Origin of the sequence: Ralstonia sp. UBA689 (genome assembly GCF_002298975.1) — a bacterium.
Lineage (GTDB): Bacteria > Pseudomonadota > Gammaproteobacteria > Burkholderiales > Burkholderiaceae > Ralstonia.
Genome location: NZ_DBMV01000037.1, coordinates 60,829 through 77,001 on the forward strand (window position 1 = coordinate 60,829; position 16,173 = coordinate 77,001).

Annotated in this window: 13 protein-coding genes; 7 read left to right on the forward strand and 6 right to left on the reverse strand. The window is 64.3% G+C overall.

From position 1 onward, the window contains the following. Nucleotides 1–48: 48 nt before the first annotated feature. From B4F51_RS16995 to B4F51_RS17025, 7 genes are all read left to right on the forward strand, one after another. Nucleotides 49–387: an NAD(P) transhydrogenase subunit alpha gene (locus tag B4F51_RS16995; protein ID WP_296227449.1), complete on the forward strand. Its 339-nt coding sequence runs from the start codon at nucleotides 49–51 to the stop codon at nucleotides 385–387. Further along, the gene (locus B4F51_RS17000; protein WP_296227450.1) at nucleotides 384–1,841 is read left to right on the forward strand and encodes an NAD(P)(+) transhydrogenase (Re/Si-specific) subunit beta; all 1,458 of its coding nucleotides are present in this window, start codon (nucleotides 384–386) and stop codon (nucleotides 1,839–1,841) included. Before B4F51_RS16995 ends, B4F51_RS17000 begins: the two co-directional genes overlap by 4 nt. Before the next feature lie 162 nt (nucleotides 1,842–2,003). Continuing rightward, complete coding sequence (locus B4F51_RS17005; protein WP_296227451.1) at nucleotides 2,004–3,041, forward strand: response regulator; 1,038 nt, start codon at nucleotides 2,004–2,006, stop codon at nucleotides 3,039–3,041. A 609-nt stretch (nucleotides 3,042–3,650) separates the two neighbouring features. Continuing rightward, complete coding sequence (locus B4F51_RS17010) at nucleotides 3,651–5,042, forward strand: class I SAM-dependent methyltransferase (protein WP_296227452.1); 1,392 nt, start codon at nucleotides 3,651–3,653, stop codon at nucleotides 5,040–5,042. Continuing rightward, nucleotides 5,043–6,386 carry a sensor histidine kinase gene (locus tag B4F51_RS17015; RefSeq protein WP_296227453.1) on the forward strand — a complete coding sequence of 448 codons (1,344 nt, stop codon included), beginning with the start codon at nucleotides 5,043–5,045 and terminating at the stop codon, nucleotides 6,384–6,386. 8 nt (nucleotides 6,387–6,394) lie between these two features. After that, nucleotides 6,395–7,501 carry a two-component system hybrid sensor histidine kinase/response regulator PhcR gene (gene phcR / locus B4F51_RS17020; RefSeq protein ID WP_296227455.1) on the forward strand — a complete coding sequence of 369 codons (1,107 nt, stop codon included), beginning with the start codon at nucleotides 6,395–6,397 and terminating at the stop codon, nucleotides 7,499–7,501. A gap of 74 nt (nucleotides 7,502–7,575) precedes the next feature. Next, nucleotides 7,576–8,583 (forward strand): response regulator, encoded by a 1,008-nt coding sequence (locus B4F51_RS17025; RefSeq protein WP_296227458.1) that lies wholly within the window; start codon nucleotides 7,576–7,578, stop codon nucleotides 8,581–8,583. 33 nt (nucleotides 8,584–8,616) lie between these two features. On the opposite strand, the gene B4F51_RS17030 is transcribed toward B4F51_RS17025, so the two are convergent. The 6 genes from B4F51_RS17030 to leuS form a co-directional block, all read right to left on the reverse strand. Beyond that, entirely contained in the window at nucleotides 8,617–10,029 is a 1,413-nt protein-coding gene (locus tag B4F51_RS17030) for a THUMP domain-containing class I SAM-dependent RNA methyltransferase (protein ID WP_296227460.1), read from the reverse strand. Between the two features lie 17 nt (nucleotides 10,030–10,046). Beyond that, nucleotides 10,047–10,463: a CopD family protein gene (locus B4F51_RS17035; protein ID WP_296227462.1), complete on the reverse strand. Its 417-nt coding sequence runs from the start codon at nucleotides 10,461–10,463 to the stop codon at nucleotides 10,047–10,049. A 65-nt stretch (nucleotides 10,464–10,528) separates the two neighbouring features. After that, nucleotides 10,529–11,809, reverse strand: coding sequence for a glutamate-5-semialdehyde dehydrogenase (locus tag B4F51_RS17040; RefSeq protein WP_296227464.1), 1,281 nt, complete (start codon nucleotides 11,807–11,809; stop codon nucleotides 10,529–10,531). Between the two features lie 61 nt (nucleotides 11,810–11,870). Beyond that, the gene (holA, locus tag B4F51_RS17045; protein WP_296227466.1) at nucleotides 11,871–12,947 is read right to left on the reverse strand and encodes a DNA polymerase III subunit delta; all 1,077 of its coding nucleotides are present in this window, start codon (nucleotides 12,945–12,947) and stop codon (nucleotides 11,871–11,873) included. Nucleotides 12,948–12,965: 18 nt separating this feature from the next. Next, complete coding sequence (lptE, locus tag B4F51_RS17050) at nucleotides 12,966–13,490, reverse strand: LPS assembly lipoprotein LptE (protein WP_296227469.1); 525 nt, start codon at nucleotides 13,488–13,490, stop codon at nucleotides 12,966–12,968. Between the two features lie 30 nt (nucleotides 13,491–13,520). Beyond that, complete coding sequence (leuS, locus tag B4F51_RS17055) at nucleotides 13,521–16,154, reverse strand: leucine--tRNA ligase (protein ID WP_296227471.1); 2,634 nt, start codon at nucleotides 16,152–16,154, stop codon at nucleotides 13,521–13,523. Between the last annotated feature and the right edge of the window lie 19 nt (nucleotides 16,155–16,173).

A 16,173-nucleotide genomic window follows, 5' to 3' on the forward strand; every position in this document is an offset into this window, starting at 1 on the left:
ATAGCCGCGGGGCCGTCGGCACATCGACCAAGAAGCGAGGAGGAGCAAATGGAGCTGGTCAATCACACGGTGATCAACCTGATCATCTTCGTGCTGGCGATCTACGTCGGCTACCACGTGGTCTGGACGGTCACGCCAGCGCTGCATACGCCGCTGATGGCCGTAACGAACGCCATCTCGGCCATCATCATCGTTGGCGCCATGCTGGCGGCGGGCCTCACGCAGACGGGCCTGGGCCGCACCATGGGCGTGGTGGCGGTGGCGCTGGCAGCGGTCAATGTGTTCGGCGGCTTCCTGGTCACACAGCGCATGCTGGAAATGTTCAAGAAGAAGGAGCCGAAGGCTAAAGCCGGCGGGAATAGTGCGAACGAGGGGGCCAAGCAATGAGCATGAACCTCGTCACCCTGCTGTACCTGCTGGCATCGGTCTGCTTCATCCAGGCGCTCAAGGGGCTCTCGCACCCGACCACGGCGCGGCGCGGCAACGCGTTCGGCATGACGGGCATGGCGATTGCCGCCGTCACGACCATTGCCCTCATCTTCAAGCTCAAGGCCGAGATGTTTGCCGGCACCGAGAGCGGCACCTCCACGGGCTTCATCCTCATCTTCGCGGGCCTGGTGGTCGGCGGCGGCATCGGCGCCTACGTGGCGCGCACGGTCGAGATGACCAAGATGCCCGAGCTGGTGGCGGCCATGCACTCGCTGATCGGTCTGGCGGCGGTGTGCATTGCCGTAGCTGCGGTGGCCGAGCCGGCGGCCTTCGGCATCACGATGGCCGGTGACAACGTGCTGCCGCTGGGCAACCGCGTGGAGCTGTTTATCGGTACGTTCGTCGGCGCCATCACTTTCTCCGGCTCCGTGATCGCCTTCGGCAAGCTCTCGGGCAAGTACAAGTTCCGATTGTTCCAGGGCGCGCCGGTGCAGTTTGCCGGGCAGCACATGCTGAACCTGCTGCTGGCGGTGGCCATGCTGGGTTTCGGCATCCTGTTCTTCCTCAGCCAAAGCTGGCTGCCGTTCGTCATCATGACGGCCATCGCCTTCGTGCTGGGCGTGCTGATCATCATCCCGATCGGCGGCGCCGACATGCCGGTGGTGGTGTCGATGCTGAACTCGTATTCGGGCTGGGCGGCGGCGGGCATCGGTTTCTCGCTGAACAACCCGATGCTCATCATCGCGGGTTCGCTGGTGGGCTCGTCCGGTGCCATCCTGTCGTACATCATGTGCCGCGCGATGAACCGGTCGTTCTTCAACGTGCTGCTGGGCGGTTTCGGTTCGGAAGCGTCCGCCGGGGCGGTAGCGGGCAGCGGCGCACAGCGCAGCGTCAAGTCGGGCTCCCCAGACGACGCAGCCTTCCTGCTCTCCAACGCCGAGACGGTCATCATCGTCCCCGGTTACGGCCTGGCAGTGGCTCGTGCCCAGCACGCGCTCAAGGAGCTGACCGAACTGCTGTCTGAAAAGGGCGTGACGGTCAAATACGCCATCCACCCGGTCGCGGGGCGCATGCCCGGCCACATGAACGTGCTGCTGGCCGAGGCCGAGGTGCCGTACGACCAGGTGTTTGAAATGGAAGACATCAACAGCGAGTTCGGCCAGGCCGACGTGGTGCTGGTGCTGGGCGCCAACGACGTGGTCAACCCGGCGGCCAAAAACGACCCGAAATCGCCGATCGCCGGCATGCCGATCCTTGAGGCGTACAAGGCCAAGACCATCATCGTCAACAAGCGCTCGATGAACGCCGGCTATGCGGGGCTGGACAATGAGCTGTTCTACATGGACAAGACAATGATGGTGTTCGGCGATGCCAAGAAGGTGGTCGAAGACATGGTGAAATCTGTGGATTAACGGGACGCGCTGACCGTCATCAACGCGGTATTGGGTTGCGGCCCATTCCGTGCCCCATTCCGCTTGCCCCCGGCTTCGGCAGGCAGTAACGTAGTGCAAACGGGACGCGCGGGCCACATCGACCGGCGTGGCCCATCCGTCCCTCCCGATCCATCCCGACGTATGCAACAGGACAGCGCCCTGCCGGTCTACTTCCACCCCACCCTGACTGTGGTGGTCGACGACAGCCAATCGTTTGTGGAAAGCCTGGGCTTCCAGATGGACCCGTCACGGGCGATCCTGGCCTTCAATGATCCGGAAGAGGCGCTGGCGTGGCTGCGCCAGTGGCATTCGCTGCGCATGCCGGGCTTCCTGCCAGTGCGCGTCACGCATGACGACCTGACGTTTTCCACCGAGCGCCGCACCATCCAGCTCGACGTCGACCGCATCTACCGCCAGATCCACGAGGTCAACCGCTTCCTGCAGCCGTCAGTGATCGTGGTGGATTACTCCATGCCGCGCATGAACGGGCTGGAGTTCTGCGCCAAGCTCAAGGACCTGCCGTGCATGACGATCCTGCTCACGGGCATGGCCGACGAGAACATCGCCGTGCAGGGCTTCAACGACGGGCTGATCGACCGCTACATCAAGAAAGATCACCCCGCCATGGCCGAACGCCTGAGCGCGGAAATCGAAGCGCTGCAGATGCGCTACTTCAGCAACCTGTCGAGCACGCTGCGCGAGTTGCTGTCGCGCCACTCGTTCAGCTTCCTGTCGGACCCGGCGGCCACGAAGCTCGTGCTCGAACTGTCGGCCCGCTACCGCTTTATCGAGTATTACCTCTACCCGCACCCGGCTGGCGTGCTGCTGCTCACCGCCGACGGACGCGCCACGCTCATGGTCATCGAGACCAATGCGAGCATGCTCACGCACCTGGAGAACGCCGAGGCTTATGACGCGCCAGAGGCCCTGCTCAAGGGCCTGCGCGACAAACAGATCGTCCCGTTCTTCTGGCCGGGCGACGGCATGTACACCCCCGCGTGCGTGGAGTGGGAGCAATACTGCCTGCCCGCAGAGGTGTGCCTGGGGCGCGAGCCGTATTACTACGCGCTGTTCGACATGCCCGGCCACCTGCTGCCTGCGCAGGTCTACAGCTACACCCAGTTCCTCACCAATTACAAGCAGAATCCGGACGCGCTCACAGGCCGCAAAGCACGCTGAGTCGGCATGATCCGATTTGCGTTGTGCTACGGCGTTTCACATTGTGTGGGCTACATTCGACAAGTACAATCGATTGCGTCATCCGGCAGCCATGACGTCAGAACATGGACCGGCTGAATTGCCCTGATGCATGTGTGGTATTGCTTCGGCATCATGGCAGTCGAGGGCGCCGGCACGATTCGACGCTCCGGAAGTATTACTGTGCGGGATTCTCCTTGAGAGACGATTTGGGATGCAGCAGCGTGCCGCGCGTCAAAGCCGCGCGTCGCGGGTGTCAGGGGAGTGCATCGTTCCAGTCTGTTCGCGGTCGCACGATTCCCGTTGCCACGCTGTTGACCGGCACGCCGTGAGGGCTTGATCCCGAGCGCCGCAGTTGGTCTCATTCTCCGATCTTCTCGAAGTGGGTTTGAGCGAGAGACGCCCAGGCCGGCGTCATACGCCTGGCCAGCGAACGGCTTCAAGCACGCTTTCAACTGATGCGGCGGCATGACCGGCACGCTCGCCGGTGTGGTGCTTTGTCTGGGGTGCGGTGCTGCCCCGCGCGCGGTTGCTGGAGTGAGCGTCCCGCTTGGCAGACGTTTTCCCTGAGGTCTCCGGCAAATTCGCACCGTGTACTCACCCAACCAAATCGATCCAGCCGTCAGCTTCCGCAACTCCCAGGGGCAGCAGGTCCGCGGCACCATCATCACACTGCAACGGCGTGCGTTGGTGATGGAAATCTACAACCCCTATTCAATCGTGCAGGTGAGCGAGGTCTTGTCCGATCTCGCCATCAAGATCGGCACGCGCCAGGTCTACCTCGGCAAGGCCGTGGTCATCAGCCTGGTCAACACCGGCTTGACGGCCGTGGTGTCGCTCACGCTGATCGACGAATGGCGTGAACTGCTGGAGGTGGCCGACACCCCGGCCTCGGTAGGAGAAGAAGCGCGAACGTTCGTGCAGGAATGGAAGGAACGCTTCCGCATCCGCCCCGAATATCAGCTCGTCGTGAATGAAATGCGCGCCTTCCTGGCGGAAGTCTCGCGCTGGGTCGAGCAGATCGACCTGTCCAAATCACTGCCGCGCGACGACGGCAAATTGCGCACGGACGTCTTCATGGAATTGGCCGAGCCGATCATGCTGCGGGTCAAGCATTACCTGGACATCCTGGAGACCGAAGCGTCGGACATCGAAGCCAACCTGGCACCCGCGCACCGCGCTTTCGCGCAGACAGCGCTGCACCCGTTGCTGTTACGCTCGCCGTTCGTATACCGCACCTTCACCAAGCCGCTGGGTTACGCCGGCGACTATGAAATGGTCAACCAGATCCTGGGCGACCCGCAGGAAGGCCCGAGCACCTATTTCCAGATCGTCAACGTGACGTTCCTGAAAGCGCAGGTCGCGCAGGCGCATCGAAACCGCATCGATATCCTCGTCAATTTTCTCAAGCAGCTTGCGCTCAAGGCGAAGGCGGAGGGGCGTCCGTATCGCGTCATGAACCTCGGTTGCGGGCCTGCGGTGGAGGTCCAGCGGTTCCTGCGGGAGTTCGAAGAGCCCGAGCTCCTGCAGTTCGAACTGATCGACTTCAGCGAGGAAACGCTGGCCTATGCCAAGGCCAGGCTGAGTGAAGCCGCCAAGCAAGGCGGCACCACGCTGTCGGCCGAGTTCATCCACCAATCGGTTCACGAGCTGATCAAACGGCCGGCGCGCAAGGCCGCGGAAGTCCGCGACTGCGACGCCGTCTACTGCGCCGGCCTGTTCGACTATATTTCGGACAAAGTCTGCAACCGGCTGCTGACCTACTTCGCCACCCGCACGCGGCCAGGCGGGCGCATTCTGGCAACCAACGTGCACTCGAACAATCCGGAACGGCTCTTTACGATGGAGCACCTGCTCGAGTGGTATCTGATTTACCGCGACGAGCAGCAACTGGCCGCCACGTTCCCGGAGGAATGCCAGGACATCACGACCTACGTGGATGCCACCGGCGTCAACGTATTCGGCGAGGCAACGGTGATCTAGATGACCGGCACTGTGACCGATCCGCTCAAAACCGCCTTCAACCGGGCGGAGCAGGAAGGCTTCCGGCTCTCGTACAGCCGGACTTGCGCGCTGGTGGGCGTCGTCCTGGTCTTGATGGGCAGCGGGCTGGACTACAACACGTATCCTGGCAAGCTGTGGCCGTTCTTCCTGGCGCGTGCGTTTGTCTCGTCGCTGATCTTTGTCGTCTACCTCATCCTGCCGACCTCCTGGGGCCGGCGCCATCTGTCGTATCTGACCCTGCTGTGGCTGTGTTTCCCGCAGATCATGATCGCGTGGATGATCTCCGCCACCGAAGGCGCACATTCGATCTATGCGACGGGCCTGCATCTGGCGGTGTTTGCCGCGGGCAGCGTCCTGCCGTTCAACACGCGGCAGACCATCGGCTTCGGGGTACTCACCTATTCCTTCTACCTGCTGGGGTGCCTGACCCATGACCCATCGAGCGTGGCGGGCAGCGTGTTCTTCGTGAACTCGCAGTTCCTGATCTTCACGTCCACGCTTGGCGTGTTCTGCACGTATTTCAATGAGCGCGGCCGCTTTCAGTTGTTCCGGCTCAAGGAAGAAGTCGCGCAGACGAATCACCAGCTCGCCCTGACGAACCAGAACCTCACCGACATCAAGGGCCAGCTCCTGCAGCAGGAAAAAATGGCCGCCATCGGCACGCTGTCGGCCGGCCTGCTCCACGAGATCAACAACCCGGTCAACTTCTGCCTGATGGCGATTGCGGTGGCGCAGGAAGATCCGGCCGCCAAGGGCAGCCCGATGCTGCTTGAATGCCTTGCCGACGCCAAGGAAGGCATGCAGCGCGTGCAGCACATCGTGTCGGACCTGAAGACCTTCGCCTACCGCAGCCCGGAGAAGGGCGAGGCCAACGCCCCCTTCCTGGTGGAGAAGGCCATCGATTCGGCCATCCGCCTGACCAGCCACGAACTGCGCGGCATCACCGTCGAGCGGAAGCTGCCGCCAGACACGCTGGTGCGCGGCGACGAGGCCGCCATCATCGGTGTGCTGATCAACCTGCTGTCGAATGCCGCACTGGCCATGCACAAGGTGCAGCGCGAAGACCCGCGCATCGAGATCGCCGCAGAATGGATCGAGCGCCGGTTGCACGTGGTCGTGACCGATAACGGCCCGGGCATCTCTGAGAAGAGCCTCACGCGCGTGTTCGAGCCCTTCTTCACCACGCGCGAGGTTGGCAAGGGCCTGGGGCTGGGCCTGTCGATCAGCTACAGCGTGATCCAGCGCCACGGCGGCACGCTCGCCGTGACGAGCCAGGAAGGCGAATGGGCGCGCTTCACGTTCGACCTGCCACGCGCGGAGTAGAACGCATCATGGACACCACGCGCGACACCGTCACCATCCTCTACGTCGACGACGAGCTGCAGGCCTGCAAGTGGTTCGCGCGCACGATCGGCAGCGGCTACGAGGTACTGACGGCCAACAGCGTGGAGGAAGCCAAGACCGTGCTGCGGGACGCGCACGAGCGTATCAGCGTGGTACTGACGGACTTCCGCATGCCCGGCGGCAACGGCACCGAACTGCTGCGCTTCGTCGACGCGGAGTACGGCGACATCGCCACCATCCTTGTCACCGCCTATGCCGACAAGGACCTGCTGATCCAGGCGGTCAACACGGGCCGCGTCTTCAAGATCCTGGAGAAACCGTATCAGCCCGAAGACGTGCGGCGCTCCCTGCAGGAAGCGCTGGTGCTGCGCCAGGACCGCCTGCTGCGCACCCAGCGCCTGATGGCCATCGATGAAACGCTGGCCTTCCTTGCGCACGAGTTGAACACGCCGCTGGCAGCCATCTCCAATTTTGCGCGCGGTATCCGCATGCGCGTGGACCAGACCGAACTCGCGCCCGAAGCCCTGCCCGAAATCGGCCGCGCGGCCGACCGCGTGCAGGACAACGCGCGCTACTGCCTGTCGGTGATCGCCACATTCCTGAACTCGGTGCGCAACACCTACGGCAAGCCGGGCACGGCGGCCACACCCAACAGCGCGGGCGGGCTGCTCCGCTCGCTGTTCGACACCTACCCGTTCACGAACGCGCAGCGCGAATGGGTGTCGTACCGCGTGGAGCAGGATTTCCCGATCCTCACGCTGCCCAACTGCGTGATGCTGGTGCTCTCATCGCTGACGAGCAATGCGCTGCAGGCGTTGCGACGCGCCGACGCTCCGCGGCTGGAGATCATCGCCGGCAACGCACCGGAGCCCAGCGACGCGCGGCACATCATCCGCATCCAAGACAACGGCCCCGGCATCGCGCCGGATGTCCTCGCGCGACTGACCATCGACCCCGTGACCACGCGCGCCGAGGAAGGCGGCAACGGCATGGGCATGATTTTTTGTACGCGGATCATGCAATCGTTCGGGGGAGCGATTGCCATTGACTCTGCACCCAGCGCAGGCACGCGCGTGACTTTGACGTTCCCATGACACCATCAACAGCACGAACCATGCCGCACCTGATCCGCGCATTTGATTTGAGATTTGACATTGAGGAGTGATGGATGACCAATCCCGGGGGCAATGAGCCCAAGATCCTGTACGTGGACGACGAGACATTGGCGCTGACGTACTTCGGCCGTGCCATCGGTTCACTGGCGCCGGTCGTCACCGCCACCTCGGTCGAAGAAGGCAAGCGCATGCTCGATCAGCACGCCGCCACGCTGGGCGTACTGGTGTCGGATCAGCGCATGCCCGGCGAACTGGGCAACGAACTGCTGCGCTACGCGCGCGAGCGCTATCCGCACTTGGTGCGTATATTGACCACCGCCTACTCGGAAATCGAGGACACGGTGGAGGCCGTCAACCAGGGGCAGATCCACCGCTACATCAAGAAGCCGTGGGACATCACCGCACTGCGCGTGGAGCTCAAGCAGGCGCTGGAATTCTCAGACCTGCGCCGCGAGCGCGACGCCCTGCTGCGCGAGAAGATGACCGTACGCCAGAGCCAGACGCTCACGCACCGCATCGGCGCGCTGCAGACGCTGTACCTGGCGGTGTCAGGCCTGTCTTCGTTCAGCGCGGTCAACGATTACCTGCGTGCGGCGGCGGAGGTCGGGCTGCACGCGGCGGAACAGCCCGACTGGGCCATGAAGGACTACACCGAACTGGTTGGCGAGGAAAGCCTGCGCACCGGCGAGTTCAGCCACGCGGTGCGGCAGGCGTACGAGGACCTGTCTTCACGCTTCGACAGCAAGCCTGCGGCGCAGGCGCTGGAGGTGCTGGCCGAGGTGCTGCATGGCAAGGTTTCACCCGGTGACGGCAACGCAGCGGCGGTCGTTGACCTCACCACGTTGACGGAATTCCTGGAGGCATCGTCGACGCACAAGGTATCGGAAGCGCACGCACAGTGGCTCGCCTTCCTGTTGTGGCTCGACGGCAAGGGCTGGTCGGTCACGGCCAAGCGCGAAGGCACCACTGTCGCGCTGCGACTGGTCGATAACCAGACGCAGCTCACGCCCGATCAACTCGCGGCGTGGATGGAGCACTTCCAGGAGCAGCAGGCCGCCTGATTGCCAGGCGCGGCCCTCACGCAACGCCGATGCTTACGCGTCGGCGTTGTTGTTTTCAGACGTTGATGCGGCGTCGCGCGCCGGACGGTCGCGCATGCCGCCCTTCACCATGTCGAAGCGGAACAGGCGACATTCGATATTGCCGTTGTAAAGCGGCGTACGCTGCGATTCCTTCAACCGCATACGGCGCGGCATCGAGAGATCGCCGGTAAAGACGAAGGCCTTCCACCCCGCAAACTCGCGCTTGAGCGTACCCGCAAACGCCTGGGCAAACTCGTTGGCGGCGGCCTCTTCCTGCGGATCGACGGGCGGCGGCGGTTCAGGCTGACGCTGCTCGCGCATGGGGCGGCGGAGGTCGTCGCGCGGGGCGCCCATCGCTCGACTGGCGCGCTCGAACACCGTGCCCTCTTCCTCACCGCCCTCCCCCTCGGGCCGGCGGCGGCGCGAGCCCTGCGCACCGCGCACCGCGATACGTTCACCATACGGCGGGTTCATCAGCAGCACGCCGGGCACCTCGAACGGCGGCTTGCCGAAGCGCGCATCGACCTGCTTGAGCATCGGCTCGCCCGGCAAGCCGGCGCGCTGCCAGTTGGCGGCGGCATAGGCCAGCATGTCGGTGGAAATGTCCGCGCCGGCGACCAGCGGCGGCGAACGGCGCATCGAAGCGCTCGCTGCATCGGCGGCGGCTTCGCGCAGGCGCTTGAAGCATTTGGCGTCGTGGTCGAGCAACCACTCGCAGGCGAAGGCCCGCTGGCCGCCCGGTGCAATGCCCAACGCGCGCTGCGCGGCTTCCACCAGAAACGTGCCGCTACCGCACATCGGATCGTAGAACGGCACGCCGTGGGCGCCAGTCCAGCCGGTCAGGCGCAGGATGCCTGCGGCGAGGTTTTCCTTCAGCGGTGCCTCGCCCTTCTCCTGGCGCCAGCCGCGCTTGAACAGCGGCTCGCCGGTCGTGTCGAGGTAGATCGTGCAGTCGGTCTCGGTCAGGTACGCGTAGATGCGCACGTCGGGCGAGACGGTATCAACGCTGGGCCGCGCGCCCATGCGCTGGCGGAAACGATCACAAACCCCGTCCTTCACGCGTAGGCCGACAAACTTCAGGCTCTGCAGTGGCGATTTGTGCGCGGTCACGTCCACGCGGATCATCTCGTCGGGCGTGAAATAGTCTTCCCAGCGCTGCGCGGCGGCGAGCGTGTAAATATCGTCTTCCGAGCGGTAGCCGCGCGAAGCCAGGCGCATCAGCACCCGGCTGGCAATGCGGCTGTGCAGATTAACGGCATACGCCGCGCCCTGCGTGCCGAAGAAGTGCACGCCGCCCGGCACGGTGCGGCCGACTTCGAACGCGGCCAGCTCATCCACCTCGGGGCGGATGGCGATTTCGGCCAGTTCGTCGGCCAGCGCCTGTTCCAGCCCACGGGGGCACGGCGCGAAGTAAGCAGTCGGCATCGGAAAAAACTGAAGAATCAGAACGGCTTGACCACGACGAGGATCGTGATCGCCAACAACAGCAACACCGGCAGCTCATTGAACCAGCGGTAGAAGGTGTGCGAGCGCTTATTGGCACCCGCCTCGAACTTGCGCAGCAGCACGCCGCAGCCGTGGTGGTAACCGATCACCACCAGCACCAGCGCCAGCTTGGCATGCATCCAACCCGCGCCCTTGCCGATGCCGTAGCCGAGGAACAGCCACAGCCCCAGCACGACGGCCACGACCGCCAGCATGGTGGTGAAGCGAAACAGCTTGCGCGCCATGACCAGCAACCGCGAGACGGCTGCAGGCTCGGCTTCCATCGCCAGGTTGACGAAGATGCGCGGCAGGTAGAACAGCCCCGCGAACCACGATGCGACGAAGACGATGTGAAAGGCCTTGACCCAGAGCATGCGATTGTTCTCGTTAGAAATATTGCGCGCCGCTCGTGGCGGCGCTCAATGTGCAATAGAAGGCATCAGGTGCGGATTTCGCCGTGCCCGAACACGACGTACTTGAGCGAGGTCAGCCCCTCCAGCCCGACCGGCCCGCGCGCATGCAGCTTGTCGTTGGAGATGCCGATCTCGGCGCCCAGGCCGTACTCGAAACCGTCGGCAAAGCGCGTGGAGGCGTTGATCATCACGCTGGCCGAATCGACTTCGCGCAGGAAGCGCATGCCGGTCGAGTAGTTCTCGGTGATGATCGAATCCGTATGCGCTGAGCCGTAGGTGTTGATGTGTTCAATGGCAGCGTCCAGGCCGTCGACAGTGCGGATCGACAGGATCGGCGCGAGGTATTCAGTGTGCCAGTCAGCCTCGACGGCATCCTTCAGGTTGCCAAAGCCGGCAGCTTCCAGCGCGGCGCGCGTGGTTGGGCACACGCGCAACTCAACGCCTTTGTCCTGATAAATCTTCACCAGCGGCGGCAGCACGCGCGCGGCAATGTCGCGCGACACCAGCAGCGTCTCCATCGTGTTGCACGGTGCGTAGCGCTGCGTCTTGGCGTTGTCGCACACGCGCACGGCCTTTTCGATGTCGGCATCGGCGTCGATGTAGACATGGCAAATGCCATCGAGGTGCTTGATCATCGGCACGCGCGCCTCTTCCATCAGGCGCGCGATCAGGCTCTTGCCGCCGCGCGGCACGATCACGTCGACGTACTCCGTCATGGTGATGAGCTTGCCCACGGCAGCGCGATCCGTGGTGGCCACTACCTGCACGGCGTTGGCCGGCAAGCCAGCATCGGCCAGCCCTTCTTCGATGAGCGCCGCCAGCGCGCCGTTCGACTCGATCGCCTCGGAGCCGCCGCGCAGGATGGTCGCGTTGCCCGACTTGATGCACAGCGCTGCTGCATCGACCGTCACGTTCGGACGCGACTCATAGATGATGCCGATCACGCCAAGCGGCACGCGCATCTGGCCGACCTGGATGCCGGTCGGGCGGAACTTCATGTTGCTGATCTCGCCGATGAGGTCCGGCAGCGCGGCGATCTGCTCCAGGCCAGCGGCCATGGTGTCGATAGCCCGGTCGGTGAGCGTGAGGCGGTCGACGAAGGCAGCATCCTGGCCGTTGGCGCGGGCGCGCTCGACGTCGCGGGCGTTGATCTCTTTGAGCTTGGCGGCATCGCGACGGACGGCGGCCGCAATATGCAACAGCGCGCGGTTCTTTTGCGCGGTGCCGGCACGTGCCATGCCGCGCGAGGCGGTGCGCGCCTGACGGCCGACCAGGGCCATGTATTCGTTCACGTCGAGCTGCTTCATGATGATCGTGGCCGGCCAATGCGCCGGCGATTCAGATTCAAGGTGAGAACAGAGGGGCCGGCTATGCAGGAACCGGAAGGCTGCCCGGTCGCGCAATGCGCATCGCCAGTTGTAGCAGGCCGTCCCACGGCTCGGCCGGCAGCGAGGGTTCGCGCAGGCCCTTGACCTGTCGATCCAGCTTCGCAGCCATGGCAAGCGCATCTTCCAGCTCGCGCTGCGACAACCGCTGCGCTGCCTGCGGCACCAGCCGCTCGCGCGGGCCCCAGACCCGCAACTCGCGCAGCATGGAGGCCACCGGCTTGCCCTGGGCCGCGCCCGAGGCGATTTTTGATAATACGCGAATTTCTTCGGTCAGCGTCCAGAGCACCAGCACCGTGGCTTCGCCCTCGCCGCGCAGGCCTTCGAGCATGCGCACCAGGCGCGGCACGTCGCCGGCCAGCATGGCCTCGGACAGTTTGAACACGTCGTAGCGCGCCACGTTGAGCACCGCATCGTGCACATCGTCGAACGAAAGCACGCCCGGCGGATGCAGCAAGCCCAGCTTCTGGATCTCCTGATGCGCGGCCAGCAGGTTGCCTTCCACGCGGTCGGCGATGAACTGCAGGGCACGGCGGCCAGGCTCGCCGGGCTCTACGCGCTGCTGCTGGCGAGAAAGGCGCTCGCCGATCCAGCCGGGCAGCTTGGTGCGGTCCACCGAATCGACCTTGATCGACACGCCCGCGCCTTCCAGCGCCGCAAACCACGCCGACTTTGCGGTCGCAAAATCCAGGCGCGGCAGCGTGATCAGCGTGATGGTGTCGGTAGCGGGGCCTGACGGCGTACCGGCGGCGAGCGCACGCAACGCCTCGCCGCCGTCCTTGCCGGGCTTGCCGGAGGGAATGCGCAGCTCGACGATCTTGCGATCACCGAACAGCGACATCGATTGCTGTGCCTCTGTCACGCGCGACCATGAAAAACCGCGCTCAACGCTCATCACCTCGCGCTCGGAGAACCCCTGCGCGCGCGCGGCCTGACGCAATGCATCGATGGCTTCCAGCACAAGCAGATGCTCGTCGCCGTGCACCACATACAGCGGTGCCAGTCCCTTCGACCCGGCCTGCTTCAGGTGCCCTTCGAGCGCGTCGAGCCGCAGTTGCATGACAAACCCGCGCGCCGCTTACGACGGCAGCTTCACGGAGGCCAGCCGGCGCACCAGCTGGTTGATGACGTCGCCCTGCATGTCACGATAGAGGGCGGCTTCTTCGTAGTCCTTGGCCAGCACCTGCGTCTCGTTGTACGAGAGATCGCGGAACTGCGTGATCTCGGACGGCGGGATCAGCAGGTTGTCGTGTGTGTCGCGCAACTGGAAGCGGAAGCGATAAGTGATGCGGTACTCGCGCACCACGCCCTGCGGTGTGAGCGACGAAATCGTCTTCGTACGGTCTTCAGCCAGCACATCGAGGAAGGCGTCGGCATCCTTCTTGTCCGACACGATGACGGTGTCGGAGCCGTTGTCGATCAGCCGGCGCAATTGCGCGCGCATCTGCGAGTTCTGCGGCAGGTTGATATACAGCCGCTTGAAGGCGAAGTCGGTATTGCCGCGCAGGTGAAAGCCGCAAGCGGACAGCACCGGCAAAGCGACCGCCAAAGCGAAGACCGAGCGGCCAAAACGACGACGGGACAGGCGACCAGACAGCGACATAACCATGCGTTCCTTGAGTGGGGCGGCCCGTCAGGCCACCACGTTCACCAGACGACCCGGCACCACGATGATCTTCTTGGGCGGCTTGCCTTCAGCAAAGCGCTGCACGGCTTCATCCTTGGCGGCAATCGCCTCGATGGCAGCGCGATCGGCATCGGCCGGCACGACGATGCTGCCGCGCACCTTGCCGTTGACCTGCAACACCAATTCGATCTCGCTCTGCACCAGCGCGCCCTCGTCGACCTGCGGCCACGGGGCGTCGAGCAGATCGCCGTACGCGCCTGCGTAGCCCAGCTCCTGCCACAGCACGTGCGTGATATGCGGCACGACCGGGTACAGCACGCGCAGCAGCATGCCGAAGCCTTCGCGGCGCGCGTCGGCACCGGCGTCCTTGGCGCCTTCCAGCGCGTTGAGCATCTTCATCGTCGCCGAGACGACGGTGTTGTACTGCAGGCGCTCGTAATCGTAGTTGGCTTGTTTGAGCACGGTGAAGAGCTCGCGGCGCAGTGCGCGGTCAGCATCCGTTGCGCCGTCGGCGACGCCATTGCCGTGACCGGCGCGAATGGCATCACCATGCGCCACGCCGAAATTCCACAAGCGACGCAAAAAGCGCGATGCGCCCTCCACGCCGGCGTCGTTCCACTCGAGCTGCTGCTCGGGCGGCGCGGCAAACATCGTGAACAGGCGCGCGGTGTCTGCACCGTACTGGTCGATCAGGGCCTGCGGGTCGATGCCGTTGTTCTTGGACTTCGACATCTTCTCCACACCGCCGATCACCACCGGCTGGCCGTCGGCCCTGAGCGTGGCGCCCACGGGCCGGCCGCGTTCGTCGGTCTGCACGTCGACATCCGCCGGGTTGATCCACTGCTTCTTGCCGGAAGCGTCTTCGCGGTAGTACGTCTCGTTGAGCACCATGCCCTGCGTGAGCAGGTTGGTGAACGGCTCGTCGAACTTGACCAGGCCCAGGTCACGCATGACCTTGGTCCAGAAGCGCGCGTACAGCAGGTGCAGGATCGCATGCTCGATGCCGCCGATGTACTGGTCCATCGGCATCCAGTAATCGTTGCGGGCATCGACCATGGTGGCGCCGTCTGGGCACGTATAGCGCATGTAGTACCAGCACGAGTCGATGAAGGTATCCATCGTGTCGGTCTCGCGGCGCGCGGGCTTGCCGCACGACGGGCACGTGCATTCCAGGAAGCGCGGGTCCTTGTTCAGTGGGTTGCCCGTGCCGTCCGGCACAAGGTCTTCGGGCAGGCGCACTGGCAAGTCTTTTTCCGGTACAGGCACCACGCCGCAGCTCTCGCAGTGAATCAGCGGGATCGGCGTGCCCCAGTAGCGTTGGCGCGAGATGCCCCAGTCGCGCAGGCGCCAGGTGGTCTTCTTCTCGCCGAGGCCCTCGGCAGCCAGATCTCCGGCCACGGCATCCACGGCCTGTTGGTAATTCAGGCCGTCGTACTTGCCGCTATTGAAGAGCACGCCGTGCTCCTTGTCGCCGTACCACTCCGCCCAGGCGGTGGTGTCGTACGGCTGGCCCTTCACGTCGATGACCTGCTTGATCGCCAGGCCGTACTTGTTGGCGAAGGCAAAGTCGCGTTCGTCGTGCGCGGGCACGCCCATCACGGCGCCGTCACCGTAGCTCATCAGCACGTAATTGCCGACCCACACGGGCACGGCCTCGCCGGTGAGCGGATGCGTGACGGTCAGGCCGGTCGGCATGCCCTTCTTTTCCATGGTCGCCATGTCGGCTTCCATCACGCTGCCGTGCTTGCATTCGTCGATGAACGCGGCGAGCGCCGGGTTAGTCTGCGCGGCATGCGTGGCAATCGGGTGCTCGGCGGCCACGGCGCAGAAGGTAACGCCCATGATGGTGTCGGCGCGCGTGGTGAAGACGTACAGCTTGCCGTCGTTGATCAGCTTGCCGTCATCGCCGGAAATGCTGTGCGGGAAGGCAAAACGCACACCCTCGCTCTTGCCGATCCAGTTCTGCTGCATCAGCTTGACGCGCTCGGGCCAGCCCAGCGGATCGAGGTCGGAGAGCAGTTCCTGCGCATACTTGGTGATGCCCAGGTAGTACATCGGGATCTCGCGCTTTTCCACCACGGCGCCCGAGCGCCAGCCGCGTCCGTCGATCACCTGCTCGTTGGCGAGCACGGTCTGGTCAACCGGGTCCCAGTTGACGGTGCCGGTCTTGCGGTAGGCGATGCCCTTTTCCAGCATCTTCAGGAACAGCCACTGGTTCCAGCGGTAGTAGTCGGGGTCGCACGTGGCAACCTCGCGCGACCAGTCGATCGCTAGGCCCATCGACTGCATCTGCCTCTTCATATAAGCGATGTTGTCGTAGGTCCAGGCGGCAGGCGCCACGCCGTTGTTGAGCGCCGCGTTTTCCGCCGGCATGCCGAAGGCGTCCCAGCCCATCGGCATCAGCACGTTGTACCCCTTCATGCGCAAGTGACGCGTCATCACGTCATTGATCGTGTAATTGCGCACGTGGCCCATGTGCAGCTTGCCCGACGGATACGGCAGCATCGAGCAGGCGTAGAACTTGGGCTTGTCCGAGCCGTCAGCAGCGCGCGCATGTTCGGTCACGCGGTAGGCATCTTCTGCCTGCCAGTGTTGCTGCGCCTGCTGTTCGACGTCGGACGGGGAGTATTTGTCTTGCATGGTGACGGTACGCCCGGAC